The following is a 25696-nucleotide window of genomic DNA, read 5'->3' as shown; positions in this document are numbered from 1 at the left end:
CGCCGGCAAGCCAGCTCCCACAGGATCACCACAGGCCCTGGCATTGTGGGGTACCTGTGGGAGCTGGCTTGCCGGCGATAGGGCCTGTACAGGCACTCAGATCCGCACATTCCCCCGCGGCCCGGCGATCGCCCAGATCACCAGCCCCACCACCGGCAGCAAGGCGATCAGCAGGATCCACAACACCTTGATGCCCACTTCGCTGCCACTCTTGATCACATTGAGGATGGCCCAGATATCCAGCGCCAGGATGATCAGCCCGACCAGGCTGTTGAACGTCGACCCCATGCCTAAACTCCTGTCCAGAGGCTTTGCCACAGCATAGCCAGCTATCACATCGATAGAAGGGAATCCTTGGCCGTTTGCGCGGGTCACTGCTTAAACTGCTGTATCCATTGATTTCGAGGTTGCCATGCCCCCCGCTCATACCCACCCCGTTACCCTGCCCTCGCCCGTCAGCGCCTGGCGCCAACAGATGCACGACAACCCATGGATAGGTGCCGGCCTGGCCCTGAGCCTGCTGGTGGTTCTGGTACTGCTGGGGGCAAGCCTGTGGAACGCAGTGAACGGCGACCACGCCGAAAACCTGCATCTGGCCGCACTGGGCGGGTTGTCCGGCTTTGGCGCCACGGCGCTGGGCGCGGTGCTGGCGGTGGTGCTGCGCGATGTCAGGGCGCGCACCCAGGATGTGATGCTGGGTTTTGCCGCCGGCATGATGCTGGCGGCCAGTTCGTTTTCGCTGATACTGCCGGGCCTGGATGCCGCCCGCGAAATTACCGGCAACGGCCCGGCCGCGGCCTTTACCGTGGTGCTGGGCATGGGCCTGGGCGTGCTGCTGATGCTGGGCCTGGACCGCTTCACCCCGCATGAACACGAAAGCACCGGCCCGTGCGGCCCGGAGGCCGAGCGCATCAGCCGGGTTTGGTTGTTCGTGCTGGCGATTACCCTGCACAACCTGCCTGAGGGCATGGCCATTGGCGTGAGCTTTGCCAATGGCGACATGAACATCGGCCTGCCGCTGACCAGCGCCATCGCCATCCAGGACATCCCCGAGGGGCTGGCCGTGGCACTGGCCTTGCGCGCTACCGGGTTGTCGAACCTGAAGGCTGCGCTGGTGGCGATCGGGTCGGGGCTGATGGAGCCGCTGGGAGCGGTGATCGGCCTGGGGATTTCGACCGGCTTTGCCCTGGCCTACCCGGTGAGCATGGGGCTGGCGGCGGGGGCGATGATCTTTGTGGTTAGCCACGAGGTGATTCCCGAAACCCACCGCAATGGGCACCAGACAGCGGCGACCCTGGGGTTGATGGGTGGGTTTGCGGTGATGATGTTCCTGGATACCGCGCTGGGCTGAAGTTCTGGGCTGGCTGTACCGGCCCTATCGCCGGCAAGCCAGCTCCCACAGGTACAGCACAGGTTTCGAACTCTGTGGTGATCCTGTGGGAGCTGGCTTGCCGGCGATAGGGCCATCAGCCTTTAGATGTGTACAGCCACTTTCAATGCCTCCAGGGCCGGCTCGACCTTGATCCCCACCTCTGCCCCCAGCTCCAGCACCCGCGCCAGGTCTTTCTGCCCCACCATCACCATCTGCAGCTCGTCATCCAGCAACTGGCTAAAGTTGAGCAGCACATAACCACCCGCCTCTTTGTTCAGCGCGCCCATCTGCACCTGGATGCGGTTGAGTGCGGTCAGCGGCTCGGTGCGGGCCAGTTGCTTGGGCTTGAGGGTGAACGGCACGCTCTGGTCGAACGAATCGCTGATCTGCTGGAACAGGTCCTGGTAGCTGTCGGCCTGGAACACCACGGTGTCCGGCAGGCTGCCCAGCACCACCCATTCGCCCAGCGGGATGGGGAAGCTGTCGTCGTAGTTGATGTCGGGGTTGGCGGCCAGGAAGGCGGCGGGGTCGGCGTAGGCCTGGGCGGCCTCGTCGGCGATGCGCTCGATGTCTTCCTCGCGCATGCAGCCAGCGCCAATGAGGCTGATGAATTCGAGCAACTGAGTTTTCATGAAAGGGGGCCTGCGACGGGTGAAAAGTCGCCAAGGATAGCCGCAAATGCCCCCTTGCGGTTAGCCGGCCAGCACTTGCAGGCGCGCTGCGGCGTCCACGGCCCCCATGGTTTGCGCTGCCATCAGCGCGGTGGTACCACGGGCATCCTGACGGGCCGGGTCGGCCCCCTGGGCCAGCAGATAGTCGAGGATTTCGCTGCGGTTGAACATGGCCGCCAGCATCAGCGCGGTGCGGCCATCCTGCGCGGCGGCGTCCACCGGTACGCCGTGCTCCAGCAACAGGCGGATCATGGCCAGGTCGCCCTTGAATGCGGCACCGGCGATGGGTAGCTGGCCGTTATCGTTGGCAATCAGCGGGTCGGCGCCATGCGCCAGCAGCACGCGCACTGCGTCGTGGTGGCCGTGGTAGCTGGCCAGCATCAGCAGGGTGTCGCCCTTGTGGTTGCGCAGGTTGGCCGGCAGGCCGCTGGCAAGCAGGCGCCCGAGCATCTCGGCATCGCCTTGGCGAGCACGTTCGAACACCTGCTCGGCGAAGGCGGCGGTTTCGTCGTCGGTCATGGTGGCAGGCGTGGGTTGGCTGGACATTTGGAACCTCCTGGCAGAAATCGTTGCCCAAGTCTTTGTCAGGCAAGGCTGCCGGGTCAAAGGTTCAGATTCTATCGGGCCGATAGCTGGCGACGGGTCGTGCAATATGCACTGTGCAAAATGCACGACCGTGCAGCTTGCACGACAGCGCCTCGGAAAAAAATGCGTAAACAACTGAATTTAAAGGGATTTTTCAGAAAAAAATTCCTGGCACGGTCACTGCAACAATCAACTCACGTCTGCCACGCAACAGCCAGGAGTTGATATGGACCTCATCCAGGAAAAGTTTGTTTCGGTATTTTCGGCCTACCAGGTGAATACCCAGGCCCGACCCGACGGCGGTGTGCTGCTGACCCTGCGCGCTGCTGATGGCAAGGTCACCCGCCGGGTACTGACCTATACGCAATTGCACAGTGCCGAACAGCTTTCGTGGGCGATCAGTGCGATTCGCCGGGATCTGGCCGAACAGGCCAGTGAACTGCCGGTGATTTCGATGCTGCAGAGCCAGCAGCGGTTTGCCTTGCCGACTTATCGCTGAGTTTTGTGTTGGATTATCTGGCCTCTTCGCGGGCTCGCCCGCTCCCACAGGCATAGCGCGGCCCTCAGGCTCGGCGATATACCTGTGGGAGCGGGCGAGCCCGCGAAGAGGCCAGCAAAGCCATCACAACTCATCAATGCCCAGAAACGCCCGCGCAGTCACATCCCCGGTAAACCTCGGCTGCATCCCCTGCTCGCTGCCATACAAACGCAACGCCAGGCAAAACGGCGCATCGCCCAGCTCGACCCAGCGCCGGGTCCCCGCTGGCACCACCAGCTGGTCGCCCTTCTCGCACAGCACCGAATACACCCAATCCCCCAAACGCAGGCCAACCTGCGCCCGCCCGCTGATCACGGCAAACACCTCGTCGGCGTCATGCACATGCTCATCGCGCACGTCCACCTGCGCCGGGGCCTCGCCGTCACGGTTGAGCACCACGAAGGCTTTGCTGCCATGCGCTGTCATCAACTGGTCCAGGTGATCGCGGCAGGCCTCCAGCACCTCGTCCTGGGCCGTACCCGGGCGCACCCGCAGGCCATGCTCGGCCTGGGTAAAGCGCACGCCCTGCTCGGCCAGGGTGGCGGCGATGTCGTCGTGGTGGGTCAGCACCTTGTTCGGCAGTTCCGGGCTGGAGAGGTGGAAAACGCTGAGAATGCTCATCAGGGGCGGGTCCTGGTCGGTTGCGAACAAAGGGCAATGATAACGGCTGCAGCCAAGGCTGCGGCACTGGCCATACCAAAGGTGAAGGTGGGGCCCAGCAGTTTCCAGCTGTAACCCGAATACAACGCCCCCAGCGCACCGCCGGTGCCCGACAGCGCCGCATACAGCGCCTGGCCCTGGCCCTGCTGGCGGGCGCCGAAGCTTGCCTGGACGAAAGCGATGCTGGCGGCATGGAAGCAGCCGAAGGTGGCAGCATGCAGCACCTGGGCGAACACCAGCACCGCCGGCTCACCAGCCAGGTTGCCCAGCAACAGCCAGCGCAGCGCCGCCAGCACGAAGCTGGCCAGCAGCACCTGCTGCACCGAAAATCGCGCGAAGATGCGGCTCATGGCCATGAACACCAGTACTTCGGCCACCACCCCCAGTGCCCACAGCAAGCCAATGGCACTCCGGGCATAGCCCAGGTGTTCCAGGTGCAGGGTGAGGAAGGTGTAGTACGGTCCGTGGCTGAGTTGCATCAGTGCCACGCAGGCGTAGAACGCGATCACCCCGGGCGCCCGCAGCTGCTGCAGGAAGCCGCCCGCGCCGCTGCGCTCGCCCTGCTCCACCGGCTGGGCATTGGGTACCCACAGGCTGGCGGCGACGATGCCGGCCATGATCGTGACCAGCGCCACCGGGTAGATATCCAGGCTCAGCCACTCGAACAGCCGGCCCAGGCCGACCACGGTGAGGATGAAGCCGATCGAGCCCCACAGGCGCACCTGGCTGTAGCGCGCGGTTTGCCCGTGCAGGTGAGCCAGGGTGATGACCTCGAACTGCGGCAGCACCGCATGCCAGAAGAACGCGTGCAGGGCCATGACCAGTGCCAGCCAGGCGTAGCTTTTGCCCAGGAAGATCAGGGCGAAGGTGGCCAGGGTCGACAATGCGCCCAGGCGCACGATCAGCAGGCGCTGGCCGGTGCGGTCACCCAGCCAGCCCCACAGGTTGGGGGCGATGCAGCGCATGAGCATGGGGATGGCCACCAGCTCGCCGATGCGTGCTGGAGAGAAGCCCAGGTGGTCGAAGTACAGCGCCAGGAACGGGGCGGTGGAACCGAGCAGGGCGAAGTAGAACAGGTAGAAGCTGGACAGGCGCCAGTAGGGGATTGGTTGCATGGGGTGGCCTATGGGGTTGCCGGTACTGGCCCTATCGCCGGCAAGCCAGCTCCCACAGGTACCCCACAATGTTCAGGCTTGTGGTAATCCTGTGGGAGCTGGCTTGCCGGCGATAGGGCCAGTGCAAGCGAATCAGAGCTGGCCCAGCACCGGGGTATTCACCTTCACATCGGCATTCTGCGCGCGGTGGCGCAGCAGGTGGTCCATCAGCGCGATGGCCATCATCGCCTCGGCGATCGGCGTGGCGCGGATGCCCACGCACGGGTCGTGGCGGCCTTTGGTGATGACGTCCACCGGGTTGCCGTCGATGTCGATGGAGCGGCCCGGGGTGGTGATGCTGGAGGTCGGCTTCAGCGCCAGGTGGGCAACGATCGGCTGGCCCGAGGAAATACCGCCGAGGATGCCGCCAGCATTGTTGCTGAGGAAGCCTTCCGGGGTCAGTTCGTCACGGTGCTCGGTGCCGCGCTGGGCCACGCTGGCGAAGCCGGCGCCGATTTCCACGCCCTTGACCGCGTTGATGCTCATCAGCGCGTGGGCCAGTTCGGCGTCGAGGCGGTCGAAGATAGGCTCGCCCAGGCCCGGCATGACGCCTTCGGCGACCACGGTGATCTTGGCACCCACCGAGTCCTGGTCACGGCGCAGCTGGTCCATGTAGGCCTCCAGCTCCGGCACTTTGCTCGGGTCTGGGCTGAAGAAGGCATTCTGCTCCACCGACTCCCAGGTCTTGAACGGGATTTCGATCGGGCCCAACTGGCTCATGTAGCCGCGCACGGTAATGCCCTGGGTGGCCAGGTATTTCTTGGCGATGGCACCGGCGGCCACGCGCATGGCGGTTTCGCGGGCCGAGCTGCGGCCACCGCCGCGGTAGTCGCGGATGCCGTACTTGTGGTGGTAGGTGTAGTCGGCGTGGGCCGGGCGGAACAGGTCCTTGATCGCCGAGTAGTCCTTGGACTTCTGGTCGGTGTTGCGGATCAGCAGGCCGATCGAGCAGCCGGTGGTGCGGCCTTCGAACACGCCGGAGAGGATTTCCACCTCGTCGGCTTCCTGGCGCTGGGTGGTGTGCCGGCTGGTGCCGGGCTTGCGCCGGTCGAGGTCGTGCTGCAGGTCGGCGAGGGAAATTTCCAGGCCCGGTGGGCATCCATCGACAATGGCGACCAACGCCGGGCCATGGCTCTCGCCAGCGGTGGTGACAGTGAACAGCTTGCCGTAGGTATTGCCGGACATGGACGCTCCGCGAGATCTGCCTGAAGTGAACGAAAGCGGCAGTATACAGATGGATTGATCGCCTGTGCTGGCCTCTTCGCGGGTAAACCCGCTCCCACAGGGCAGTCACAGGATGCGAAAATTGTGCTGTACCTGTGGGAGCGGGTTTACCCGCGTAGAGGCCAGTACAGGCAACCTCCCCTTCGAACCTTCCCGCAAACACTGGGTCAAACCCTCATCTCCCCATGTAGTACCGCATGATGTCGCGCCTCGTCGCCCTCTTCTTCCTGCTGTGCACCGGTCTGGCCCAGGCCGCCGCCCCCACCGTGCTGCAACGCCCGATCGACCTCGACACCGGCCAGGGCGTGCTGCACGGCAGCCTGCTGCTGCCGCAACAGCCCACCCCGCCACCGGTGGTGCTGATCATCGCCGGCTCCGGCCCCACCGACCGTGACGGCAACAACCCGGCGTCAGGCCGGGTCGACAACCTCAAGCGCCTGGCCCTGCTGCTGGCCAACGAGCACATCGCCAGCGTGCGCTACGACAAACGCGGGGTGGCCGCCAGCCAGCCGGCCACGCCCGACGAGCGTGACCTGAGCGTGGAGCGCTACGTGGCCGACGTGGTCGCCTGGAGCCACAAGCTCAAGGCCGACCCGCGCTTTGGCCCGTTGATCCTGATCGGGCACAGCGAAGGCGCGCTGATCGCCAGCCTGGCCGCCGAGCAGGCCGGCGCCAGCGCGGTGATTACCCTCGCCGGCAGCGGCCGGCCGCTGGCCGAGGTGCTGCGCGAACAGCTGGCCCAGCGCCTGCCGCCGGCACAACTGGCCGGTGGCAGCGCCCTGCTCGACCGCCTGCAGGCCGGGCAGACCAGCCTGGAGGTGCCGGCGCCGCTGCGCCAGGTGTTCCGCCCCAGCGTGCAGCCCTACCTGATTTCGCTGTTCCAGCAGAACCCGGCGGCGGCCTTTGCCCGCCTGCCCATGCCCGCGCTGATCGTGCAGGGGCGCAACGACGTGCAGGTGGGCGTGGTCGACGCCGAACGGTTGAAGGCTGCCAAGCCGGATGCCCAACTGGTGCTGATCGATGGCATGAACCACATGCTGCGCATCAGCCCCAAGGCGATGAGCCAGCAGCGCGACAGCTACCTCAACCCTGAGTTGCCGCTGGCAAGGGAGCTTGGCGAGCAGATTGTGACGTTTATCCAGCATTTGCCTTCTGCCTGACCCTCAGGTCTTGGCCGGTACGGCCGATATTTCAGTATTAGCGGAACTTGGGGCCGCTGGCGCGCCCCATCGCCGGCAAGCCAGCTCCCACAGGAACACAACAGGCCTGAACGCCCTGCGGTCCCTGTGGGAGCTGGCTTGCCGGCGATGGGCTGCGCAGCAGCCCCTGCCGTATGCCCGTACCCAAGGACAAGCCCTGATGACAACCGCCCCCGCCGCCGTAGAGCCGGCCGAAGAGCTCGAGGAAAGCACCGCCCTCCCCTGGGCCGAGCTGGCCGCCGAACATTTCCAGCTGTTGCGCCTGGCCGCCCTGCCCACCGACCGCAACACCGGCGCACGGCCGCTGCGCTTTGTGCAGTTCGGCTATGCCGAACGCCACGACAAGGCCCACAGCCTGTTGCGCATGGAAATCCAGCTGCCCGGGCAGAAGGTGCACAAGGAACAGAACCGCCTGGACATTCGCGTCGACCACACCGCGCGCCTAGTGCGCATCGGCAATGAACATGGCCTGCAACTGGAGCCGCTGAACCGTGGCATTGGCCGCTTCTTGCTGGCCCAGGCCGCGCAGTGGCTGCAGCGCAAGTGGTCGCACTACCAGATCGAGGGCATGGCGCTGCCGAGCAAGGATGCGCTGAACGAAGATTCACGCCTGCGTCGTGACCACTGCCTGCGCGGCATGGGTATCGAGGTGGAGTACGAGGACAGCCAGCATCTGAAGGGCCGTACCGTGGAAATGACGGTGGGCCAGCTCAAGGGCGCGTGGAACAGCGAGCGCTTGCAGCGAGTAGGGATACTGGATGCTGCCGGCCTGCTGCAGCAGGCTGACCAGCAGTTGCAGGAGAAGGAAGGGCAACTGCGTGAGCGGGATGAACGGGTTGCCAAGTACCAGCGTGAAGACAGCGGGTTGCGCTTTACCATCACCTGCCTGGTGGCGTTTGCGGTGTTCCAGGCGGGGTTGCTGATCTGGATTGCCACGCGCTGACACCGCGTTGCCTGCTTCGCGGGCTTGCCCGCGAAGGGGCCCTGAAGTCAGACCCGGGCCTTGAACAGTTCCTGATGCTGGCGGCACTGCTCGGCAGTCAGCATGAACACCCCGTGCCCGCCGCGCTCGAACTCCAGCCAGGCAAAGTCCACCTCGGGGTACAGCGCCTCGACATGCACCTGGCTGTTGCCCACCTCGACAATCAGCAAGCCCTTGTCAGTCAGGTGATCCGCCGCTTCGGCCAGCATGCGCCGCACCAGGTCCAGGCCATCGTTGCCGCAGGCCAGGCCCAACTCGGGCTCGTGGTGATACTCGGCCGGCATGTCGTCGAAGTCCTCGGCATCGACATATGGCGGGTTGGACAGGATCAGGTCGAAACGCTGCCCCGGCAAACCGCCAAAACCGTCGCCCTGCACGGTGTACACGCGCCCGTCCAGGCCGTGGCGTTCGATGTTCTGGTTGGCCACTTCGAGCGCCTCGAACGACAGGTCGGCCAGCACTACCTCGGCCTCGGGGAACACGTCGGCGGCAACGATGCCGATGCAGCCAGAACCGGTGCACAGGTCGAGAATGCGCGCCGGCTCGCTCGCCAGCCACGGCTCGAAGCGTTTCTCGATCAGCTCGCCAATCGGCGAACGCGGCACCAGCACGCGCTCGTCGACGATGAACGACATGCCGCAGAACCAGGCCTCGCCCAGCAGGTAGGCGGCCGGCACGCGTTCTTCGATACGGCGCTTCAGCAGGTGCTGCAGGCGCACCCGCTCGTCGTCCTCGAGCATGCAGTCCAGGTAGCTGTCGGCCACCTCCCACGGCAGGTGCACCGCCCCCAGTACCAGCAGGCGGGCCTCGTCCCAGGCGTTGTCGGCACCGTGGCCGAAGAACAGGTCGTGCTCGTGGAAGCGGCTGACCGCCCAGCGGATGTAGTCGCGCAGCGTGCGCAGGCGGGATGTGATCACGGGGTACTCCTAATTCAGACCGGACAAAAGTCTAACAGCCCCACCCGCACATTTGTTCCTTTGCCTTACCCAATGGCCAGCCACAAGCCAGTAACCATGCCGCTTGCGTTGTCAACCATTCCCATTGGCGCCAAGGCAGGGGAGAATAGGTATACAAAAGCCCTATCCAAGGAGCCCTTGATGTCCGTTCCAACCACGATGTTTCGCCTCACTGGCCGCGACTACCCGCCGGCCAAGCTGAGCCACGCCAGCCTGATCATCATCGATGCGCAAAAGGAGTACCTCAGCGGGCCCCTGGCGCTGTCGGGCATGGACGAGGCCGTGGCCAACATCGCCAGGTTGCTCGACGCCGCGCGCAAGAGCGGCCGTCCGATCATCCACGTTCGCCACCTGGGCACTGTCGGTGGCCGCTTCGACCCACAAGGGCCGGCCGGCCAGTTCATTCCGGGGCTGGAGCCGCTGGAAGGCGAAATCGTCATCGAAAAACGCATGCCCAATGCATTCAAGAACACCCAGCTGCATGAGACCCTGCAGGCGCTGGGCCACCTGGACCTGATCGTCTGCGGCTTCATGAGCCACTCCAGCGTCAGCACCACGGTACGCCGCGCCAAGGACTATGGTTACCGCTGCACCCTGGTGGAAGACGCTTCGGCGACCCGCGACCTGGCATTCAAGGATGGGGTGATCCCGGCCGCGCAGATCCACCAGTGCGAAATGGCCGTGATGGCCGACAACTTCGCTTGCGTGGCCCCCACCGCCAGCCTGATCTGATCGGCTGGTACAACCGCCCGGCAGCCGGGCGGAACCCGATGGGCGGCTCCAGGTCGAATTCCGGATATCCACAGAGGAGAGCGGAATGAAGCTCAAAGGCAGTTTCGACGCCAAGCGCCTGCGCCCGCGCGAACCGCGTAACTGGGGCGCCCGCCTGGCGGCCGGCCTGTCGGCCATGCTGGCGACCCTTGGCGTGCTGCTGGCAATGGCCGGCGTCGCCGGCCTGCTGGGCAACTACCCTGCCCTGGCGGAGCTCAATGCCAACAAACCGCTGGCCGGTATCCTCACCGTGGCCGGCTTGCTGCTGCTGTGGCTGGGCGTGCGCTTCTGGCGGCGCAGCCGCATTCGCCTGCGCCGCGGGCGGGAACTGAACCTTTCGCCGCACCTGATGAAGAAGCATGACTGAAACCTGTACCGGCCCTATCGCCGGCAAGCCAGCTCCCACAGGTACCCCACAAGTCCTCAGGCCCTTGGTAATCCTGTGGGAGCCGGCTTGCCGGCGATAGGGCCCACACAGGCTGCACAAGGCCCCACAGTCGCGTAAACTACGCCGCCCACGTGGAGGCATCATGCAAGACGACGATTTTTCCCTGTTCAAGGCCGAAGTGCGCGGTGTCAAACCGATCACGCACGACCGCGCCGAAGTCGGCAAGCCCAAGGCCGACCGCCAGAAGCTAGCCGGCCTGCGCCAAGCGGCGACCGTGCGCAGTGACAAGGCGCTGGTGATCGACGGCATGTCCGACCAGTTCGTCATCGACGTTGGCGCCGAAGACGAGCTGCTGTGGCGCCGCGATGGCGTGCAGGAAGGCCAGCTGCGCAAGCTGAAGCTGGGGCAGATCCCGTTCGAGGGCAGCCTCGACCTGCATGGCATGACCGTGGAAAAGGCCCGCGAAACCCTGTGGGACTTCATCGCCGAAGCCACCAAACTGGAAGTGCGCTGCGTGCGGGTTACCCACGGCAAGGCCGCGCGCCTGGACGGCAAGCGCCCGATGATCAAGAGCCACGTCAACACCTGGCTGCGCCAGCACCCGCAGGTGCTCGGTTTTGCCTCGTGCAACGCCCGCCACGGCGGCACCGGCGCGGTGTATGTGATGCTCAAGCGAACCATGCTCGAAGGCCGCGACGAGTAACGCCGCGCTTGCAGCGCCGCCCTCACCGCCGTACCCTTCGTTTTTGCGATTTTTTCCCACAGGTAGATCCATGTCCCTGGAACAGAACTACACCGAGATCCTCAGCCAGATTGGCGAGGACGTCTCCCGTGAGGGCCTGCTCGACACGCCCAAGCGGGCTGCAAAGGCGATGAAGTACCTTTGCCGCGGTTATGAGCAAACACTGGAAGAAGTCACCAACAACGCGCTGTTCAGCTCTGACAACAGCGAAATGGTGCTGGTCCGGGACATCGAGCTGTATTCGATGTGCGAACACCACATGCTGCCGTTCATCGGCAAGGCGCACGTGGCCTACCTGCCCAAGGGCAAGGTACTGGGCCTGTCGAAGGTGGCGCGCATCGTCGACATGTACGCTCGCCGCCTGCAGATCCAGGAAAACCTCAGCCGCCAGGTTGCCGAGGCCGTGCAGCAGGTAACCGGTGCCGCCGGCGTTGCCGTGGTCATCGAAGCCAAGCACATGTGCATGATGATGCGCGGTGTCGAGAAGCAGAACTCGACCATGATCACCTCGGTGATGCTGGGTGAGTTCCGCGAAAACGCCGCCACCCGCAGCGAGTTCCTCAGCCTGATCAAGTGATTGGCTGCTGACCCCGAGCCGACCCTGCCGGGTCGGCTTTTTCATTTCAGGAGTTGCCCATGATCGTCAAAGCCCTGCGGGTTGGCCTCGGCCAGCTCATCGTGTTCGGCGACTGGATCAGCCGCCCGGCCAAGCGCAAGCGCGACGCCGCCGCCCAGGCCCGCGTCGAGCAAGCGGCTCAGGGCCTGGCGCTGTACCAGTTCCACGCCTGCCCGTTCTGCGTCAAGACCCGCCGCACCCTGCACCGTTTGAACGTGCCGGTGGCGCTGCGCGATGCCAAGAACGACCCGGTGCACCGCCAGGCCCTGCAGGAAGGTGGCGGCCGGGTGAAAGTGCCGTGCCTGCGCATTGAAGAAGCGGGCAAGGTGACCTGGATGTATGAGTCCAAGGCGATCATTGCCTACCTGGATGAGCGGTTCGCTTCGGCCTGACAGTTTGCAGGTTTCCTGTACCGGCCCTATCGCCGGCAAGCCAGCTCCCACAGGGATCCCACAATATTCAGTCCTGTGGTGAACCTGTGGGAGCTGGCTTGCCGGCGATAGGGCCAGTACAGGCTAAAGATCAGCCCACCATCGGCACATGCCGTGGATGGCTGCTGACCCGCTCCAGCCAGGCCCTCACCGCCGGGTAGTCGGCCAGGTCGAACCCGCCCTGCTGCGCCACATGGGTGTAGGCATACAACGCCACATCGGCAATCGAATACTGCTCGCCGACCAGGTACGGCGTCATCTGCAGCTGCCGCTCCATCACCCTCAGGGCCTTGTAACCGCCCTTGTGCAGCTTGCGGTACTCCTCCAGGCGCTCGTCCGGCAACCCCAGGTAGAACTGGATGAAACGCGCCACGGCAATGTACGGCTCATGGCTGTACTGCTCGAAGAACTGCCACTGCAACACCTGGGTGCGCAGGCGTGGCTCAGTGGGCAGAAACTCGCTGCCATCGGCCAGGAAGTTGAGAATGGCATTGGACTCCCACAGGTAGCTGCCGTCTTCCAACTCCAGCACCGGCACCTTGCCGTTAGGGTTCATCGCCAGGAACTCGGGCGTTTCGGTCTCGCCCTTGAGGATGTCCACCGGGTGCCATTCATATGGCCGGCCCAGCAGGCTCAACATCAGCTTGACCTTGTAACAGTTGCCCGACTGGTAGTCGCCATAGACCTTGTACATCGCCCCTCCACTCCCAAGCAGTTCTGCATTTGCGCCCAATAGTTGGCGACTGTACGGCTAAAAGCAATGGCCGCTGTATGGCAAGGATCAACCTTGCTCGCTGTAGTCTGAAAAAACTGCTTACACCTTTACAAGGATTTTGTTCATGACCGATGCCACTTCCGCACGCCTGCGGCCCCTGGCAGACAGCTCCCCGTCGGCGGTAGTCGCCGGCTTCATCGCCATGCTCACCGGCTATACCAGCTCGCTGGTGCTGATGTTCCAGGCCGGCCAGGCTGCCGGGCTGACCAGCGCGCAGATTTCGTCATGGATCTGGGCGTTGTCGATCGGCATGGCGGTGTGCAGCATCGGCCTGTCGCTGCGTTATCGCACGCCGATCACAGTGGCCTGGTCCACCCCCGGCGCCGCCCTGCTGATCACCAGCCTGGGCGGAGTCAGCTATGGCGAGGCGATCGGCGCCTACATCACCTGCGCCGTGCTGGTGCTGATCTGTGGCCTGACCGGCAGCTTCGAGCGCCTGGTCAAGCGCATCCCGGCCTCGCTGGCCTCGGCGCTGCTGGCGGGCATCCTGTTCAAGATCGGCAGCGAAATATTCGTTGCCGCCCAGCACCGCACCTTGCTGGTACTGGGCATGTTCTTCAGCTACCTGCTGGTCAAGCGCCTGTCGCCGCGTTACTGCGTATTGGCCGCGTTGCTGGTGGGCACGGTGCTGTCCGGCGCCCTGGGCCTGCTGGACTTCAGCGGCTTCCGCCTGGAAGCGGCCACGCCGGTGTGGACCACGCCAAGCTTCTCGCTGGCGGCGACCATCAGCATTGGCATCCCGCTGTTCGTGGTGGCGATGACTTCGCAGAACATGCCGGGTGTGGCCGTGCTGCGCGCGGACGGCTATCAGGTGCCGGCCTCGCCGCTGATCTCGGCCACCGGCTTTGCCTCGCTGCTGCTGGCACCGTTCGGCTCGCACGGGGTCAACCTGGCGGCGATCAGCGCGGCGATCTGCACCGGGCCGCATGCCCATGAAGACCCGGCCAAGCGTTATACCGCGGCGGTGTGGTGCGGGATTTTCTATGGCATTGCCGGGGTGTTCGGCGCGACCTTGGCGGCGCTGTTTGCGGCGCTGCCGAAAGAGCTGGTGCTGTCGATTGCGGCGCTGGCGCTGTTCGGCTCGATCATGAACGGGCTGACCGTGGCCATGAGCGAAGCGCGGGAGCGGGAGGCAGCGGTGATTACCTTCATGGTGACCGCTTCGGGGCTGACCTTGTTCTCGATCGGCTCGGCGTTCTGGGGGATTGTGGCGGGGGTACTGGCCTTGATGATCCTCAACCCGCGCAGGGCCTGAAGGCATTTGTTGCCGGTACCGGCCTCTTCGCGGGTAAACCCGCTCCCACAGGGATCACACAATATTCAGCATTGTGGTATTCCTGTGGGAGCGGGTTTACCCGCGAAGAGGCCAGTACAGGCAACACAACGCCCAAGCCCAGATCACAACCTGAAATGCCCCACCATCCCCTTCAGGTCGGTACCCAACTGCGCCAGCTCGATACTCGACCGGGCATTGTCCTGCATCGCCAACGCCGCCTGATCGGCACTACCGCGGATCTGCGTGACGCTACGGCTGATCTCTTCCGCCACCGAGCTCTGCTGCTCGGCCGCCGCGGCAATCTGCTGGTTCATCTGCTGGATCAATGACACCGCCGCCGCGATGCTGCCCAGCGCACTTTCGGTCTGCAGTGCATCAGCCACCGCCAAACGCACCAGCTCGGTACTGCCGCGTATCTGCGCCACCGACTGCTGAGCATTGCCACGCAGGCTGGCGACCAGGGTCTCGATCTGCTCGGTAGACTGCCGGGTACGCCGCGCCAGCGCACGCACCTCATCAGCGACCACGGCAAAACCACGCCCCTGCTCACCAGCCCGGGCGGCTTCGATAGCAGCATTCAGCGCCAGCAGGTTGGTCTGCTCGGCCACGCTCTTGATCACTTCCAGCACGTCGCCAATGGTGTGGATCTCGGCACTGAGGCTGTCGATACCGGCGCTGGCCGTCTCCGCCGCCGCCGCCAGTTGCTCGATGCGCTGCATGCTCTGGCGCACCACCTGCTGCCCGGAATCAACCTTCTCGTCCGCAGCCTGGGCCGCCTGCGCCGCCTCTTCGGCATTACGCGCCACATCGTGCACGGTGGCGGTCATCTGTTGCATGGCGGTGGCTACCTGCTCGGTCTCTTCCTTCTGGCTGCCCACCTCGCGGTTGGTCTGCTCGGTCACCGCCGAAAGCGCCTGCGCATTGCCGGCCAGTTGCTCGATGCCCTGCTGCAAACCGCTGACAATGCCCGACAGGCCCGCCGCCATCTGCTGCATGGCCTGCATCAGCTGCCCTACTTCGTCACGCCGTGGTGCCTGGGCGTCAAAGCTCAGCTCGCCGGCAGCGATGCGCTGGGCGCGGGCAATCACATGCTTGAGCGGCCCGACCACGGCGCGGGTGATCAGCCAGGCGGCCAGCACACCTACCAGAAGCGCCAATGCCGTAGCCAGGCCGATGGCCAGGGCATTGCGTTGCAATTCGCCCTGCAGGGCCTGCTCCTGCCCCAGGTAGGCCTGGTCGACCCGGCTGGTGACTTGTTCGGCACGGGCCTGCAACTGCGCCTTCAAGCCCTGCTCTCGGGCCAGCTGGTCAGTGTATTCGTTGAGCTTTTCCGAGAAGCTGCCGATGTGCCCCGCCACTTCGCCCAGCACACTCTGGTAGCCGGCATCGCTGACGGCGCCCTGCAACTGGCTGACCAGGCTGGCGGCCTCGACAGTCTGGGCGATGCGGTCCTGGCTGACGCCCTCTTCGCCCTTGCGGCTTTTTTCCAGGCGTACCCGCGCTTCGTCCATGGCCTGCAGCATCAGCCGCGACACCTGCGCCACCTGCCCGGCCTGCTCGAGGAACGCGCCGCCCTGCTGGCCCTGGGACTGCTTGAGGGTATACACGCCGTCGTCAGCCAGGCCGGCCTGCAGCACGTCGAGGTTGTTGGCCACGCTGGACACCGACCAGCTGGCCATGTCCAGCGCCAGCTCCTTGGCCTGCACCGCTTCGACAAAGGCCTCGAATGCCTGGCCATAGGCGGCCAGGTCGGTTTCCGCCGCCGCCAGCGCCGGCAGGCCACGGGCGCGTTCGGCCAGGCCCTGCAGGCCGCTGCGCAAGGCCTCGGCCTGCTGCAGGTCGGAGCGCAGGGCAAAGGCCTGCTCGTGCTGGCGCAAGCGCAGCAGGTCGGTATTGAACTGGGCCAGCTGGCGCAAGCTGTCGAAGCGCTGGCCAACACTGTGCAGCGCGGCAATGCCAATGGCCGCCACCGCCAGGGTCAGCACCAGCACCAAGGCAAAGCCCAGGCCGAGTTTGCGGGCCATGCCCAGGTTGGCCAGCACACCGTGCTTGCTCGCGCCCATGCCGATTCCCCTTCTGCGTGCGAGGTTATCCCGAAGGCCAAGGGTGGCAACGTTGCCAGCCGATGAACAAGGGCCTGGCGTCAGAATAGTGTCAAATAGCTATGAGCGTGTCGCTATCAGCTTGCCAGAGGTCGCCCTGCGTGCTGAAGGAAGGCCTGGGCGCGAGAGTCCTGCCCGTAGGCGACATTGATGCGCAGCCAGGCGCTGGCCGTGCCCTGGTAATCGAAGGCGCTGCCGGGGGTGAGCAGCACATCGTGTTCCAGCGCCAGGCGCTCCAGGCTGGCGAAATCCCGGCCCGGCACGCAGGCCCAGACGAACATGCCGCCGTAGGGCTCGCAGAACACCTGCCATCCCGCCTGCTCCAGCTGGCCGAGCAGCCTGGCCATGTGCTGCCCCAGGCGCACACGCAGCCGCTGCACGCTCTTGCGGTAGCTGCCGTTGGCCAGCATCTGCCCCACCACCTGCTCGGCAAAGCGCGAGGTGCCGATGCCGCTGACCATCTTCAACTCGGCCAGGCGCGCCAGCAATGCCGGGTCGGCGACCAGGTAGCCGACCCGCAGCGAGCTGCTGAGGGTTTTCGAGAAGCTGGCCATGTAGATTACCCGCTGTTCGCTGTCGAGGGTGGCCAGGCGGGTGGCCGGGCCTTCCTGGAAGTCGGCGTAGATATCGTCCTCGATGATGCGCAAGTCGTGCTCGCGGGCCAGCTCCAGCAGGCGATACGCCACCTTGGGTGTCAGGCTGGTGCCGGTGGGGTTCTGGTACAGGCTGTTGATGAGCAGGCAGCGCGGCTTGTGCGCCGCCAGCAGGGCTTCGAGGGTGGCCAGGTCCGGGCCTTCGGCGGTGCGCGGCACCGGCAGCATGTGCACCTGGTGCTGGCGCAGCAGGTTGTACAGGTTGTAGTAGCCGGGGTTTTCCACCAGCACCGTGTCGCCCGGGCGCAGCAGGGTGCGCACCAGCAGGTCGAGGCCGTGGCTGGCGCCGTGGGTAGTGAGGATACGTTCGGGGCCGGCGGCGATGCCCAGCTGCGCCAGGCGCTTGTGCAACTGCTGGCGAAGGCTGGCCAGGCCCAAAGGTGGGCAATAGTCGAACAGGTCCTGTGGGTTGCCGCGGCTGACCTGGCGCACTGCCTGGGCCAGTTCGGTGGCGGCGCGCCAACTGCTGGGCAACCAGCCGCAGCCCAGCTTGAGCAACTCGTCATGGCCCTCGCGAAACTGCCGCCAGCTGCCGTCGCCGGCCTCGCCCCAGGGTTGGGCGTCTTCCACGGCCAGGCCGGGTTTGCGCTCGGCGACGAAAAAGCCAGTGCCGTGGCGGGCCTCCAGCCAGCCGCTGGCGACCAGGCGGTCGTAGGCTTCGATCACACACGACGCACTGACCGACTGGCTGCGGGCCAAGGCCCGGATCGACGGCAGGCGCGCGCCGGGGCGCAGGCGTTGCTGGTCGATCCAGATTTGCAGGTGGTCGGTGAGTTGCTGTACCAGCGGGGTGGTGCTGGTGCGGTCGAGGGGCAAGTGCATGGGGCAAGTGTTCGCTGGTTTTGAGCGAACAGTTAAGCATAAAAGGGTTGGCGGTGTGCCTGGTGATGGGAATGGGCTGGCATCAGAGTTGGCAGGCACGGCCCTTTCGCGGGTGAACCCGCTCCCACAGAGATAGCACCCAACCCGAGAGCGGTGCAGTACCTGTGGGAGCGGGTTCACCCGCGAAAGGGCCGGTACAGCCACTACAGAACCAGGATCCCTACCCATGCCCTCCGCCCCGGCCCGCCTGGCCTTCGCCCTCTGCCTGATCACCCTGGCCGTCAACCTGCAGGCCCCGCTGTACATCACCTACGCCGACCTCTCCGGCCAAGGCGCCGCCGCCACCGCGGTGGCCTTCTCCGGCTATGTGCTCGGCGTGCTACCCGTGCTGCTGGCCCTGGGCGGGCTGGCCGACCGGGTTGGGCGCCGGCCATTGGTGCTCGCCGCACTGGCCCTGTCGATGGTCGCCACCGTGCTGATGCTGCTGGCCCCCAGCCTGCAAACCCTGGGCCTGGCGCGACTGTTCCTCGGCCTGGGCACCGGCCTGGCCTCGGCCACGGCCACCGCCTACATGGGTGAACTGATGGGCGGCGCGGATAACACCCGCGCCGCCAATTGGGTTACCGCCAGCACCTCGCTGGGCTTTGGCCTGGGTGCAGCGCTGACCAGCCTGTTCCTGCTGCGCGGCCCCAGCCTGACCCCGGGCAGCTTCCACCTGCAACTGCTGCTGGCGGCGCTGGCCATGCTGCTGGTGTGGCGCCTGCCGGACCCACGCCCGGCACAACACAACCCCATGCTGCGCCTGCCCTGCTACCCCCGTGGCAGCGTGGCCTATGGCCTGGCCATTTTGCTGGCGTGGGCCTGCGTGGGGCTGGTGATCGCCCTGCTGCCGGGCATCCTGCGCCAGCATGGGCTTAGCGCCTGGTCGGGGTTCTCGACCTTTTGCGTGATCAGCTGCGGGTTGTTGTTCCAGCCCATGGCACGGCGCCTCAGCAGCCGTACGGCCACGTTGCTGGGGCTGGTGATATTGCCGTGCAGCTATGCCGTGCTGGCCTGGGGTGCGGACAGCGGCCAGCTGGGCGCGGTATTGCTGGGTGCGGTGGCGGCCAGTAGTGCGTGCTACGGGTTTATCTACCTGGGCGGGCTGGCGGCGGTGAACGAGCTGGCCGGCAGCGAGAAGACACGGGCCAGTGCCGGGTTCTTCCTGCTGGCGTACCTGGGGTTCAGCCTGCCGGTGATCTTTACCGGGCTGTTGAGCGACCGGCTGGGGTCACAGTTGGCGTTGCTGGTGTTTGGTGGTGTGCTGGTGGTGGGATGTGTGGTGGTTGGGCTGGCATTGAGGTGGTCTGCCAGGGCCTCTTCGCGGGCTTGCCCGCTCCCACAGGGACATCACAGGACCTGAGGGCAGCGGGGTATCTGTGGGAGCGGGTTTACCCGCGAAGAAGGCCACGCGGTTTCGGCTCAGATCGCCGTAGCCCCACCATCCACCGCCAGGCAATGCCCAGTAGTAAACGCCGCGCCATCACTGCACAGGTACAGCACGGCACTGGCAATTTCCTCGACCTTGCCAATGCGCCCCACCGGATGCATGGCAGCGGCAAACTCGGCCTTGCGTGGGTCGGCCTCATAGGCGCGGCGGAACATGTCGGTGTCGATCACCGCCGGGCACACCGCATTCACCCGGATGCCCTTCTTGGCGTACTCGATGGCCGCCGACTTGGTCAGGCCGATCACCGCGTGCTTGGAGGCGCTGTAGATGCTCATCTTCGGCGCCGCGCCCAAGCCCGCCACCGAAGCGGTATTGACGATGGCCCCACCGCCCTGGGCCAACAGCAACGGCAGCTGGTACTTCATGCACAGCCACACACCCTTCACGTTGACGCCCATGATGGCATCGAACTCCGCCTCGCTACCCTCGGCCAGGCGGCCCTGCTCTATCTCGATACCTGCGTTGTTGTAGGCATAGTCCAGCCGGCCATAGGCGGCGATCAGGCGCTCGTGCAGTTGGCGCACCTCGGCGTCACGGGTAACGTCGCAGGCAATGAACAGCGCCTCCCCGCCCGCAGCGTGGATCAGGGCCACAGTTGCCTCGCCACCGGCCGGGTCGAGGTCGGCCACCACCACCTTCAGGCCCTCCCGGGCGAAAGCCAGGGCAGTTGCCCGGCCGATGCCGGCGGCACCGCCGGTGACCAGGGCTACCTGGCCGGAAAAGGTCATGCTCATCGCGTGCTCCAAAGCGTGCTTGGTGGGGTTCAGAGCATAGTCAGCCACCAGCCGCCCGGGCAGCATCATCACCCCACCGGTTGGGCTACCATGCTTGTCAGTGATGTTAAGGACCTGCCTACATCAACAGGGTAGATTTGACGCCTCCCCCTTCCATTGCCCACAAGGACCCGCCATGACCAACACCAACCGCCGCTTCCTGCTCGCCAAACGCCCGGTCGGCGCCGTGCGCCGTGACGACTTCAGCTTCGAGACCGTGCCCGCCGAACAACCCGGCGAAGGCCAGGTGCTGGTGCGCAACCTGTACCTGTCGCTGGACCCGGCCATGCGCGGCTGGATGAACGAAGGCAAGTCCTACATCCCGCCCGTGGCCCTGGGCCAGGTGATGCGCGCGCTGGGCGTTGGCGAGGTTGTTGCCTCCAACCACCCCGCCTACAAGCCGGGCGACCATGTAAGCGGCGCCCTTGGCGTGCAGGACTACTTCACTGGCGAACCCCAGGGCCTGCACAAGATCGACCCCAGCCTGGCGCCCCTGCCGCGCTATCTGTCGGCGCTGGGCATGACCGGCATGACCGCCTACTTCGCCCTGCTGGACGTCGGCCAGCCCAAGGCCGGTGACACTGTGGTCATTTCCGGCGCGGCCGGCGCGGTGGGCAGCATTGTCGGGCAAATTGCCAAGATCAAAAGCTGCCGCGTGGTCGGCATTGCCGGCGGCGCCGAGAAGTGCCAGTACCTGAAGGACGAACTGGGCTTTGACGGGGTGATCGACTACAAGGCCGAAGACGTGCTGGCCGGCCTGAAGCGCGAATGCCCCAAAGGCGTGGACGTGTACTTCGACAACGTCGGCGGCGACATCCTCGACGCCGTGCTGACCCGCATCAACTTCAAGGCACGTATCGTGATCTGCGGCGCGATCAGCCAGTACAACAACAAGGAAGCGGTGAAAGGCCCGGCCAACTACCTGTCGCTGCTGGTGAACCGTGCGCGCATGGAAGGCTTCGTGGTGATGGATTACGCCAAGGATTACGGCAAGGCCGCGCTGGAGATTGCCGGGTGGCTGGCCAGCGGGCAGGTGAAGAGCAAGGAGGATGTGGTGGAAGGGCTGGAGACCTTCCCCGAGACCTTGCTGAAGCTGTTCAGTGGGGAGAACTTTGGCAAGTTGGTGCTCAAGGTTTGAGATTGAGGTAGCCAACACTGGCCTCATCGCCGGCAAGCCAGCTCCCACAGGTACAGCGCCACCCTTGAGCCCGATGCTGTACCTGTGGGAGGTGTTCAGTGGGGAGAACTTTGGCAAGTTGGTGCTCAAGGTTCGAGATTGAGGTAGTCAATACTGGCCTCATCGCCGGCAAGCTGAACTGGCCTAATGATCCCGGACACCTCTTAAGGGCGATATGATTCGCCCACTCAGGAGGTTCCATGCAAGAACGAAAGACCTATACCCGCGAGTTCAAGCAACGTGCTGCCAGCATGGTTCTTGACGACAACTGTTCGGTTCCCGACGTCTGCGCATCGATGGATGTCGGTCCAACGGCTCTGCGCCGCTGGGTGGATCAGGTTCGTAAAGAGCGCCAGAAAGGCCAGCCCGTGGCTGGCACCAAGGCGATCAGCGATGAGCAGCGCGAGCTCCAGCAACTACGCGCCAAAATCAAACGTCTGGAGACCGAGGCCGAAATCTTAAAAAAGGCTACGGCTCTCTTGATGTCGGATCCCGATCGTTTTTCTTGATCGAGGAACTGAGGGAGTCTGGGGCGTATCCGACCAGCTTGCTTTGTAGCGCGCTGAACGTATCCCGCAGCGCGTTTTATGACTGGCTTCATCGCCGTTCAACGCCGAATACCAAACGTGACACGCTCAGAGCAAAAGTCGTGCAATTGCACGCTGAAAGCCGGGGAAGCGTTGGTGCGAGGATGCTCTCTGAGCACTTGAAGGCTCAGCAGCTCAAAGTAGGACGGTATCTGGCCGGAAAACTCATGCAGGAGGCAAATCTGGCCAGCAGGCAGCGCCGCCGGCATCAGTACCGCTCCAGAGGCGTCGAAGCCTTTGTGGCCAGGAATCTGCTCGAACGTAACTTCGAGCCGACTGCAATCAATCAGGTCTGGTGCGGCGACGTTACCAGCTTGATGGTCGGGAAGCGCTGGTACCACCTGGCAGTAGTGATTGACCTGTTCGCCCGGCGGATCGTTGGTTGGGCGTTTTCTCTCATCAATGATGCTAACTTGGTTAGCAGGGCGCTGAGGATGGCAGTGGGGGTTCGAGGCAAGCATGCAGGCTTGATGTTTCATTCAGATCAAGGCTGCCAATACACTAGCCAGCGCTTCCAGTCCGAGCTGCTTGAGCATGGGATAACCCAAAGCATGAGTCGCAGGGGGCAATGCTGGGACAATGCGCCAACAGAGCGCTTCTTCGGGACGCTCAAGTCAGAGTGGGTACCCTCTCAGGGCTACAAGGAGATTGAAGAAGCCAGGAGGGACATGACCAGCTTCTTCATGCGCTACAACCGAATCAGGCTCCATAGCTACAACAACTATCTGTCGCCAATAGCTATGGAGCAGCAGGCGGCTTGATCACCGTAATCGGTGTCCGGCAAAACTTGACCAGAACAAGCCAGCTCCCACAGGTACAGCGCCACCCTTGAGCCCGACGCTGTACCTGTGGGAGCTGGCTTGCCGGCGATTGGGCCGCACAGCGGCCCCGGCGATAACTGCAGCACCGCGTTCGCAGCGCGTCAGATTTTCCTGAACCTTGCTCTCACCGCTTCAGCTTGAAGCAGCAAGCGAACTATCCTACGCAGCGGTCGGAAGCAGCTGAATTGTCGGGGAAATCCCTCAGGGATAACTTCACCGGGTCGCCATGTTGGTGACCGGGTGTGAGAACCTGTTGCGAGTTAGCTGGCTTGCCTGTCATGGCGGTCGTACGCGGGCAGACCTCGGTCTGGCCGAGCTTTGAAGCTCCCTCGGTTTCTCACCCCGTGTACGACTGCCGCCCAGGTCCGTGAGAAAGATCCGCGTGGCAGTTCCACTTGTCAGGAGCTACTACCATGAAAAAGTACACCCCCTCCCCCATCCTAACCGCAGGCCTGGAAACCTTCCTCGAAGCCGGCAACCCCACCCTCGACCTGCTCCGCGTACAACCCGGCATACCGATCGATGATGCCTACGAGCACGTGTCAGTCCTGCTGGGCTACATCAAGCACCTTGTGCGCGAAGGCGACATGGAGGATGACCACAAGCTGCTGGGCTCCGCCGATTACCTGCTGGCCATGGCCAAGGCCCTGATGAACGACATCGAACTGGCCAAGAACAAGCTGCACTGACAGGTCAACGCAGCCCCTTGTGGGAGCGGCCGGCACAGCAGACGCTTCCACACCGTTACAACCCCGCACAAGTCTTCGCACCGTCGCTCTGGTAGCATCCGGCGCGCACCAACATCTTCGCCGCCTCAACCGGCAATCATAGGTAAATCAAGAGCATGGGCCGTGCAAGCAGCACGGCTCCAACGGGGGGATCAATGGATTTATGGACTGCCTTCCAGGCAATCATCCTGGGAGTGGTTGAAGGGCTCACGGAGTTTCTACCGATCTCCAGTACCGGGCACCAGATCATCGTTGCCGATTTGATAGATTTCGGCGGTGAACGCGCGATAGCGTTCAACATCATCATCCAGCTGGCGGCGATCCTGGCGGTAGTGTGGGAGTTTCGCGGCAAGATCCTGGAAGTGGTGTTCGGCCTGACCAGTCAGCCCGCGGCGCGGCGCTTCACCGGCAACCTGCTGTTGGCGTTCCTGCCAGCGGTGGTGCTGGGCGTACTGTTCGCCGACCTGATTCACCACTACCTGTTCAACCCGATCACCGTGGCAACGGCCTTGGTGGTTGGCGGGGTAATCATGCTCTGGGCCGAACGCCGTACCCACCGCGTGGCAGTCGACCACGTCGATGACATGCGCTGGGGCCATGCCCTGAAGATCGGCTTCGTCCAGTGCCTGGCAATGATCCCGGGCACGTCGCGTTCCGGGTCCACCATCATCGGCGGCCTGCTGTTCGGCCTTTCGCGCAAGGCGGCCACCGAGTTCTCGTTCTTTCTGGCGATGCCGACCATGGTCGGCGCAGCAGTGTATTCGGGTTACAAGTACCGTGAGCTGTTCCAGCCCGGCGACCTGCCGGTGTTCGCCATTGGCTTCGTGACCTCGTTCATCTTCGCCATGATCGCCGTGCGTGCGCTGCTCAAGTTCATCGCCAACCACAGCTACGCGACGTTTGCCTGGTATCGCATCGCCTTCGGTTTATTGATCCTGGCTACCTGGCAGTTCGGCTGGATCGACTGGTCGACAGCTCAGGGCTGATAGCACGACACAAAAATGAAAAAGGGCTGCATCCGCAGCCCTTTTTCATTGGTCAGGTTCAGCCGCGTATTTCAGCGACTACCGCTGCCAGCGCTTGCGCCGGGTCGGCGGCCTGGCTGATCGGGCGGCCGATCACCAGGTAGTCCGAACCTGCATCCAGTGCCTGGCGCGGGGTGAGGATACGGCGCTGGTCATCCTGCGCACTGCCTGCCGGGCGAATGCCCGGGGTCACCAGCTGCAGCGACGGGTGCGCCGCCTTCAGTGCCGGGGCCTCAAGCGCCGAGCACACCAAACCGTCCATGCCAGCCTTCTCGGCCAGCGCCGCCAGGCGCAGCACCTGCTCTTGCGGGTCGACATCCAGGCCGATGCCGGCCAGGTCTTCACGCTCCATGCTGGTCAGCACGGTCACACCAATCAGCAACGGCTGCGGGCCGCTGCGCTTGGCCAGCTCTTCACGGCAGGCCGCCATCATGCGCAGGCCACCGGAGCAATGCACGTTCACCATCCATACACCCATCTCGGCCGCGGCCTTCACCGCCATGGCGGTGGTGTTGGGGATGTCGTGGAACTTGAGGTCCAGGAACACTTCGAAGCCCTTGTCGCACAGGGTTTCGACAATGCCCGAAGCGCTGCTGGTGAACAGCTCCTTGCCAACCTTCACCCGGCACAGCGCAGGGTCAAGCTGGTCAGCCAGCTTCAGGGCGGCCTCACGGGTAGGGAAATCCAGGGCGACGATCAGGGGCGTCTGGCAGGCGGACATGGGCAGGGTCTCTTGGCAAGTCGAAAACGGCGCGCATTGTAAACGAAGTGGCACAAGCTTTGGGGCCCGCGGGTCACGGAATTGGCCCGACAGTGGCTGGCTCCTATAATTGAACCAACGGAACGGGCAATTGCTCAACATTTGTACAAGCGCTGCCCATCACCAGCAAAGGAGAACGACAATGCCCTGGTATGCCTGGCTGATACTCATCATAGCCCTCGGCTCGATCGTCGGCGGGCTGATGCTGCTGCGCGATACGGCAAAGAAACTGCCACTGACCGAAGAACAGCTGCGCAAGGTGCATGAGCGCAATGCCGAAGCGGATGCCAAGGATGCGCAGGACCGCTAGCGCCCGCCGGTCGCTGGCACGATCTGACCGGCTGATACATAACTCATTGAGTCAGCAGGGTCCCTGTGGGAGCGGCTTTAGCCGCGAATACCGGCGCAGCCGGTGCCAT

Annotated in this window: 29 protein-coding genes; 17 read left to right on the top strand and 12 right to left on the bottom strand. The window is 64.4% G+C overall.

Going from position 1 to position 25696, the window contains the following annotated elements; genetic code table 11:
• Positions 1 to 96 precede the first annotated feature (96 nt).
• Positions 97 to 288 carry a PLDc N-terminal domain-containing protein gene (locus ABX298_RS17630; RefSeq protein ID WP_012271091.1) on the bottom strand — a complete coding sequence of 64 codons (192 nt, stop codon included), beginning with the start codon at positions 286 to 288 and terminating at the stop codon, positions 97 to 99.
• Between the two features lie 124 nt (positions 289 to 412).
• Between ABX298_RS17630 and ABX298_RS17625 the strand changes: the two genes are divergently transcribed.
• A complete protein-coding gene (locus ABX298_RS17625; protein ID WP_317409406.1) occupies positions 413 to 1351 on the top strand; it encodes a ZIP family metal transporter in 939 nt (312 codons plus the stop codon).
• A 122-nt stretch (positions 1352 to 1473) separates the two neighbouring features.
• Here the strand turns inward: ABX298_RS17625 and ABX298_RS17620 are convergent, their stop codons facing one another.
• A complete protein-coding gene (locus ABX298_RS17620; protein WP_075044091.1) occupies positions 1474 to 2004 on the bottom strand; it encodes a hypothetical protein in 531 nt (176 codons plus the stop codon).
• Between the two features lie 60 nt (positions 2005 to 2064).
• The gene (locus tag ABX298_RS17615) at positions 2065 to 2589 is read right to left on the bottom strand and encodes an ankyrin repeat domain-containing protein (protein WP_025338159.1); all 525 of its coding nucleotides are present in this window, start codon (positions 2587 to 2589) and stop codon (positions 2065 to 2067) included.
• Positions 2590 to 2854: 265 nt separating this feature from the next.
• Here ABX298_RS17615 and ABX298_RS17610 point away from each other — a divergent pair, with 265 nt between their 5' ends.
• Positions 2855 to 3127 (top strand): DUF3509 domain-containing protein, encoded by a 273-nt coding sequence (locus tag ABX298_RS17610; RefSeq protein ID WP_025338158.1) that lies wholly within the window; start codon positions 2855 to 2857, stop codon positions 3125 to 3127.
• Positions 3128 to 3250: 123 nt separating this feature from the next.
• On the opposite strand, the gene ABX298_RS17605 is transcribed toward ABX298_RS17610, so the two are convergent.
• The 3 genes from ABX298_RS17605 to aroC all read right to left on the bottom strand — a co-directional run bounded on the left by ABX298_RS17605 (position 3251) and on the right by aroC (position 6165).
• Positions 3251 to 3787, bottom strand: a complete 537-nt coding sequence (locus tag ABX298_RS17605; RefSeq protein ID WP_367393399.1) for an oxidase — start codon at positions 3785 to 3787, stop codon at positions 3251 to 3253.
• Positions 3787 to 4941, bottom strand: coding sequence for an MFS transporter (locus tag ABX298_RS17600; RefSeq protein ID WP_085617735.1), 1155 nt, complete (start codon positions 4939 to 4941; stop codon positions 3787 to 3789). The genes ABX298_RS17605 and ABX298_RS17600 overlap by 1 nt, the downstream gene beginning before the upstream one ends.
• A 132-nt stretch (positions 4942 to 5073) precedes the next feature.
• A complete protein-coding gene (aroC, locus tag ABX298_RS17595) occupies positions 5074 to 6165 on the bottom strand; it encodes a chorismate synthase (RefSeq protein ID WP_025338155.1) in 1092 nt (363 codons plus the stop codon).
• Positions 6166 to 6401: 236 nt separating this feature from the next.
• Between aroC and ABX298_RS17590 the strand changes: the two genes are divergently transcribed.
• Both ABX298_RS17590 and ABX298_RS17585 read left to right on the top strand, forming a co-directional pair.
• Positions 6402 to 7364 (top strand): alpha/beta hydrolase, encoded by a 963-nt coding sequence (locus ABX298_RS17590; protein ID WP_084785076.1) that lies wholly within the window; start codon positions 6402 to 6404, stop codon positions 7362 to 7364.
• 199 nt (positions 7365 to 7563) lie between these two features.
• On the top strand, positions 7564 to 8346 hold the full coding sequence (locus ABX298_RS17585; protein ID WP_367393398.1) for a hypothetical protein: 783 nt from the start codon (positions 7564 to 7566) through the stop codon (positions 8344 to 8346).
• A gap of 47 nt (positions 8347 to 8393) precedes the next feature.
• On the opposite strand, the gene prmB is transcribed toward ABX298_RS17585, so the two are convergent.
• Positions 8394 to 9302, bottom strand: a complete 909-nt coding sequence (prmB, locus tag ABX298_RS17580; RefSeq protein ID WP_015269350.1) for a 50S ribosomal protein L3 N(5)-glutamine methyltransferase — start codon at positions 9300 to 9302, stop codon at positions 8394 to 8396.
• A 180-nt stretch (positions 9303 to 9482) separates the two neighbouring features.
• Here prmB and ABX298_RS17575 point away from each other — a divergent pair, with 180 nt between their 5' ends.
• From ABX298_RS17575 to ABX298_RS17555, 5 genes are all read left to right on the top strand, one after another.
• Positions 9483 to 10073 carry a cysteine hydrolase family protein gene (locus ABX298_RS17575; protein WP_025338152.1) on the top strand — a complete coding sequence of 197 codons (591 nt, stop codon included), beginning with the start codon at positions 9483 to 9485 and terminating at the stop codon, positions 10071 to 10073.
• Between the two features lie 85 nt (positions 10074 to 10158).
• Entirely contained in the window at positions 10159 to 10479 is a 321-nt protein-coding gene (locus ABX298_RS17570) for a hypothetical protein (protein WP_024086500.1), read from the top strand.
• A gap of 163 nt (positions 10480 to 10642) precedes the next feature.
• The gene (locus tag ABX298_RS17565) at positions 10643 to 11203 is read left to right on the top strand and encodes a Smr/MutS family protein (protein WP_024086499.1); all 561 of its coding nucleotides are present in this window, start codon (positions 10643 to 10645) and stop codon (positions 11201 to 11203) included.
• Between the two features lie 70 nt (positions 11204 to 11273).
• On the top strand, positions 11274 to 11819 hold the full coding sequence (folE, locus tag ABX298_RS17560; protein ID WP_013971502.1) for a GTP cyclohydrolase I FolE: 546 nt from the start codon (positions 11274 to 11276) through the stop codon (positions 11817 to 11819).
• Positions 11820 to 11878: 59 nt separating this feature from the next.
• Entirely contained in the window at positions 11879 to 12250 is a 372-nt protein-coding gene (locus ABX298_RS17555; protein ID WP_003260822.1) for a glutaredoxin, read from the top strand.
• A 130-nt stretch (positions 12251 to 12380) separates the two neighbouring features.
• Here ABX298_RS17555 and ABX298_RS17550 read toward each other — a convergent pair whose 3' ends face one another.
• On the bottom strand, positions 12381 to 12983 hold the full coding sequence (locus ABX298_RS17550; RefSeq protein WP_025338149.1) for a glutathione S-transferase family protein: 603 nt from the start codon (positions 12981 to 12983) through the stop codon (positions 12381 to 12383).
• Between the two features lie 145 nt (positions 12984 to 13128).
• Between ABX298_RS17550 and ABX298_RS17545 the strand changes: the two genes are divergently transcribed.
• Complete coding sequence (locus ABX298_RS17545; protein ID WP_084785075.1) at positions 13129 to 14319, top strand: benzoate/H(+) symporter BenE family transporter; 1191 nt, start codon at positions 13129 to 13131, stop codon at positions 14317 to 14319.
• 143 nt (positions 14320 to 14462) lie between these two features.
• On the opposite strand, the gene ABX298_RS17540 is transcribed toward ABX298_RS17545, so the two are convergent.
• Positions 14463 to 16403, bottom strand: coding sequence for a methyl-accepting chemotaxis protein (locus ABX298_RS17540; protein WP_367393397.1), 1941 nt, complete (start codon positions 16401 to 16403; stop codon positions 14463 to 14465).
• A 116-nt stretch (positions 16404 to 16519) separates the two neighbouring features.
• Entirely contained in the window at positions 16520 to 17917 is a 1398-nt protein-coding gene (locus tag ABX298_RS17535; protein ID WP_367393396.1) for a PLP-dependent aminotransferase family protein, read from the bottom strand.
• A 226-nt stretch (positions 17918 to 18143) separates the two neighbouring features.
• Here ABX298_RS17535 and ABX298_RS17530 point away from each other — a divergent pair, with 226 nt between their 5' ends.
• The gene (locus ABX298_RS17530) at positions 18144 to 19319 is read left to right on the top strand and encodes an MFS transporter (RefSeq protein WP_367393395.1); all 1176 of its coding nucleotides are present in this window, start codon (positions 18144 to 18146) and stop codon (positions 19317 to 19319) included.
• 59 nt (positions 19320 to 19378) lie between these two features.
• Here ABX298_RS17530 and ABX298_RS17525 read toward each other — a convergent pair whose 3' ends face one another.
• Complete coding sequence (locus ABX298_RS17525) at positions 19379 to 20140, bottom strand: SDR family oxidoreductase (protein ID WP_025338144.1); 762 nt, start codon at positions 20138 to 20140, stop codon at positions 19379 to 19381.
• A 175-nt stretch (positions 20141 to 20315) separates the two neighbouring features.
• On the opposite strand from ABX298_RS17525, the gene ABX298_RS17520 reads away from it, so the two are divergent.
• The 5 genes from ABX298_RS17520 (at position 20316) to ABX298_RS17500 (ending at position 24478) form a co-directional block, all read left to right on the top strand.
• On the top strand, positions 20316 to 21317 hold the full coding sequence (locus ABX298_RS17520; protein ID WP_367393394.1) for an NADP-dependent oxidoreductase: 1002 nt from the start codon (positions 20316 to 20318) through the stop codon (positions 21315 to 21317).
• A gap of 239 nt (positions 21318 to 21556) precedes the next feature.
• Positions 21557 to 21865, top strand: a complete 309-nt coding sequence (locus ABX298_RS17515; protein WP_004376391.1) for a transposase — start codon at positions 21557 to 21559, stop codon at positions 21863 to 21865.
• Positions 21862 to 22704 (top strand): IS3 family transposase, encoded by an 843-nt coding sequence (locus ABX298_RS17510; protein WP_044288731.1) that lies wholly within the window; start codon positions 21862 to 21864, stop codon positions 22702 to 22704. The genes ABX298_RS17515 and ABX298_RS17510 overlap by 4 nt, the downstream gene beginning before the upstream one ends.
• A gap of 473 nt (positions 22705 to 23177) precedes the next feature.
• Complete coding sequence (locus tag ABX298_RS17505; protein WP_075044081.1) at positions 23178 to 23453, top strand: DUF3077 domain-containing protein; 276 nt, start codon at positions 23178 to 23180, stop codon at positions 23451 to 23453.
• 194 nt (positions 23454 to 23647) lie between these two features.
• Positions 23648 to 24478, top strand: a complete 831-nt coding sequence (locus ABX298_RS17500; protein WP_367393393.1) for an undecaprenyl-diphosphate phosphatase — start codon at positions 23648 to 23650, stop codon at positions 24476 to 24478.
• 58 nt (positions 24479 to 24536) lie between these two features.
• Here the strand turns inward: ABX298_RS17500 and pyrF are convergent, their stop codons facing one another.
• Positions 24537 to 25238, bottom strand: coding sequence for an orotidine-5'-phosphate decarboxylase (gene pyrF / locus ABX298_RS17495; protein WP_010952851.1), 702 nt, complete (start codon positions 25236 to 25238; stop codon positions 24537 to 24539).
• A 181-nt stretch (positions 25239 to 25419) separates the two neighbouring features.
• Here pyrF and ABX298_RS17490 point away from each other — a divergent pair, with 181 nt between their 5' ends.
• Positions 25420 to 25587 (top strand): DUF2897 family protein, encoded by a 168-nt coding sequence (locus ABX298_RS17490; protein ID WP_010952850.1) that lies wholly within the window; start codon positions 25420 to 25422, stop codon positions 25585 to 25587.
• Positions 25588 to 25696 lie beyond the last annotated feature (109 nt).

The sequence above is a fragment of the Pseudomonas sp. X4 genome, from assembly GCF_040784925.1.
In the GTDB taxonomy this organism is placed as follows: Bacteria; Pseudomonadota; Gammaproteobacteria; order Pseudomonadales; family Pseudomonadaceae; genus Aquipseudomonas; species Aquipseudomonas putida_Z.
The sequence above is the reverse complement of the archived record's forward strand: the minus strand, read 5'-3'. Positions and strand labels throughout refer to the sequence as shown.

Coding starts and splice junctions, on each gene's coding strand:
- ABX298_RS17500 (WP_367393393.1), top strand. CDS start 23,648: ATGGATTTATGGACTGCCTTCCAGGCAATCATCCTGGGAGTGGTTGAA.
- ABX298_RS17565 (WP_024086499.1), top strand. CDS start 10,643: ATGCAAGACGACGATTTTTCCCTGTTCAAGGCCGAAGTGCGCGGTGTC.
- ABX298_RS17625 (WP_317409406.1), top strand. CDS start 413: ATGCCCCCCGCTCATACCCACCCCGTTACCCTGCCCTCGCCCGTCAGC.
- ABX298_RS17570 (WP_024086500.1), top strand. CDS start 10,159: ATGAAGCTCAAAGGCAGTTTCGACGCCAAGCGCCTGCGCCCGCGCGAA.
- ABX298_RS17555 (WP_003260822.1), top strand. CDS start 11,879: ATGATCGTCAAAGCCCTGCGGGTTGGCCTCGGCCAGCTCATCGTGTTC.
- ABX298_RS17620 (WP_075044091.1), bottom strand. CDS start 2,004: ATGAAAACTCAGTTGCTCGAATTCATCAGCCTCATTGGCGCTGGCTGC.
- aroC (WP_025338155.1), bottom strand. CDS start 6,165: ATGTCCGGCAATACCTACGGCAAGCTGTTCACTGTCACCACCGCTGGC.
- ABX298_RS17490 (WP_010952850.1), top strand. CDS start 25,420: ATGCCCTGGTATGCCTGGCTGATACTCATCATAGCCCTCGGCTCGATC.
- ABX298_RS17615 (WP_025338159.1), bottom strand. CDS start 2,589: ATGTCCAGCCAACCCACGCCTGCCACCATGACCGACGACGAAACCGCC.
- ABX298_RS17505 (WP_075044081.1), top strand. CDS start 23,178: ATGAAAAAGTACACCCCCTCCCCCATCCTAACCGCAGGCCTGGAAACC.
- ABX298_RS17585 (WP_367393398.1), top strand. CDS start 7,564: ATGACAACCGCCCCCGCCGCCGTAGAGCCGGCCGAAGAGCTCGAGGAA.
- pyrF (WP_010952851.1), bottom strand. CDS start 25,238: ATGTCCGCCTGCCAGACGCCCCTGATCGTCGCCCTGGATTTCCCTACC.
- ABX298_RS17520 (WP_367393394.1), top strand. CDS start 20,316: ATGACCAACACCAACCGCCGCTTCCTGCTCGCCAAACGCCCGGTCGGC.
- ABX298_RS17545 (WP_084785075.1), top strand. CDS start 13,129: ATGACCGATGCCACTTCCGCACGCCTGCGGCCCCTGGCAGACAGCTCC.
- ABX298_RS17610 (WP_025338158.1), top strand. CDS start 2,855: ATGGACCTCATCCAGGAAAAGTTTGTTTCGGTATTTTCGGCCTACCAG.
- ABX298_RS17550 (WP_025338149.1), bottom strand. CDS start 12,983: ATGTACAAGGTCTATGGCGACTACCAGTCGGGCAACTGTTACAAGGTC.
- ABX298_RS17535 (WP_367393396.1), bottom strand. CDS start 17,917: ATGCACTTGCCCCTCGACCGCACCAGCACCACCCCGCTGGTACAGCAA.
- ABX298_RS17605 (WP_367393399.1), bottom strand. CDS start 3,787: ATGAGCATTCTCAGCGTTTTCCACCTCTCCAGCCCGGAACTGCCGAAC.
- ABX298_RS17630 (WP_012271091.1), bottom strand. CDS start 288: ATGGGGTCGACGTTCAACAGCCTGGTCGGGCTGATCATCCTGGCGCTG.
- ABX298_RS17515 (WP_004376391.1), top strand. CDS start 21,557: ATGCAAGAACGAAAGACCTATACCCGCGAGTTCAAGCAACGTGCTGCC.
- ABX298_RS17575 (WP_025338152.1), top strand. CDS start 9,483: ATGTCCGTTCCAACCACGATGTTTCGCCTCACTGGCCGCGACTACCCG.
- folE (WP_013971502.1), top strand. CDS start 11,274: ATGTCCCTGGAACAGAACTACACCGAGATCCTCAGCCAGATTGGCGAG.
- ABX298_RS17590 (WP_084785076.1), top strand. CDS start 6,402: ATGATGTCGCGCCTCGTCGCCCTCTTCTTCCTGCTGTGCACCGGTCTG.
- ABX298_RS17525 (WP_025338144.1), bottom strand. CDS start 20,140: ATGAGCATGACCTTTTCCGGCCAGGTAGCCCTGGTCACCGGCGGTGCC.
- ABX298_RS17540 (WP_367393397.1), bottom strand. CDS start 16,403: ATGGGCGCGAGCAAGCACGGTGTGCTGGCCAACCTGGGCATGGCCCGC.
- ABX298_RS17530 (WP_367393395.1), top strand. CDS start 18,144: ATGCCCTCCGCCCCGGCCCGCCTGGCCTTCGCCCTCTGCCTGATCACC.
- ABX298_RS17600 (WP_085617735.1), bottom strand. CDS start 4,941: ATGCAACCAATCCCCTACTGGCGCCTGTCCAGCTTCTACCTGTTCTAC.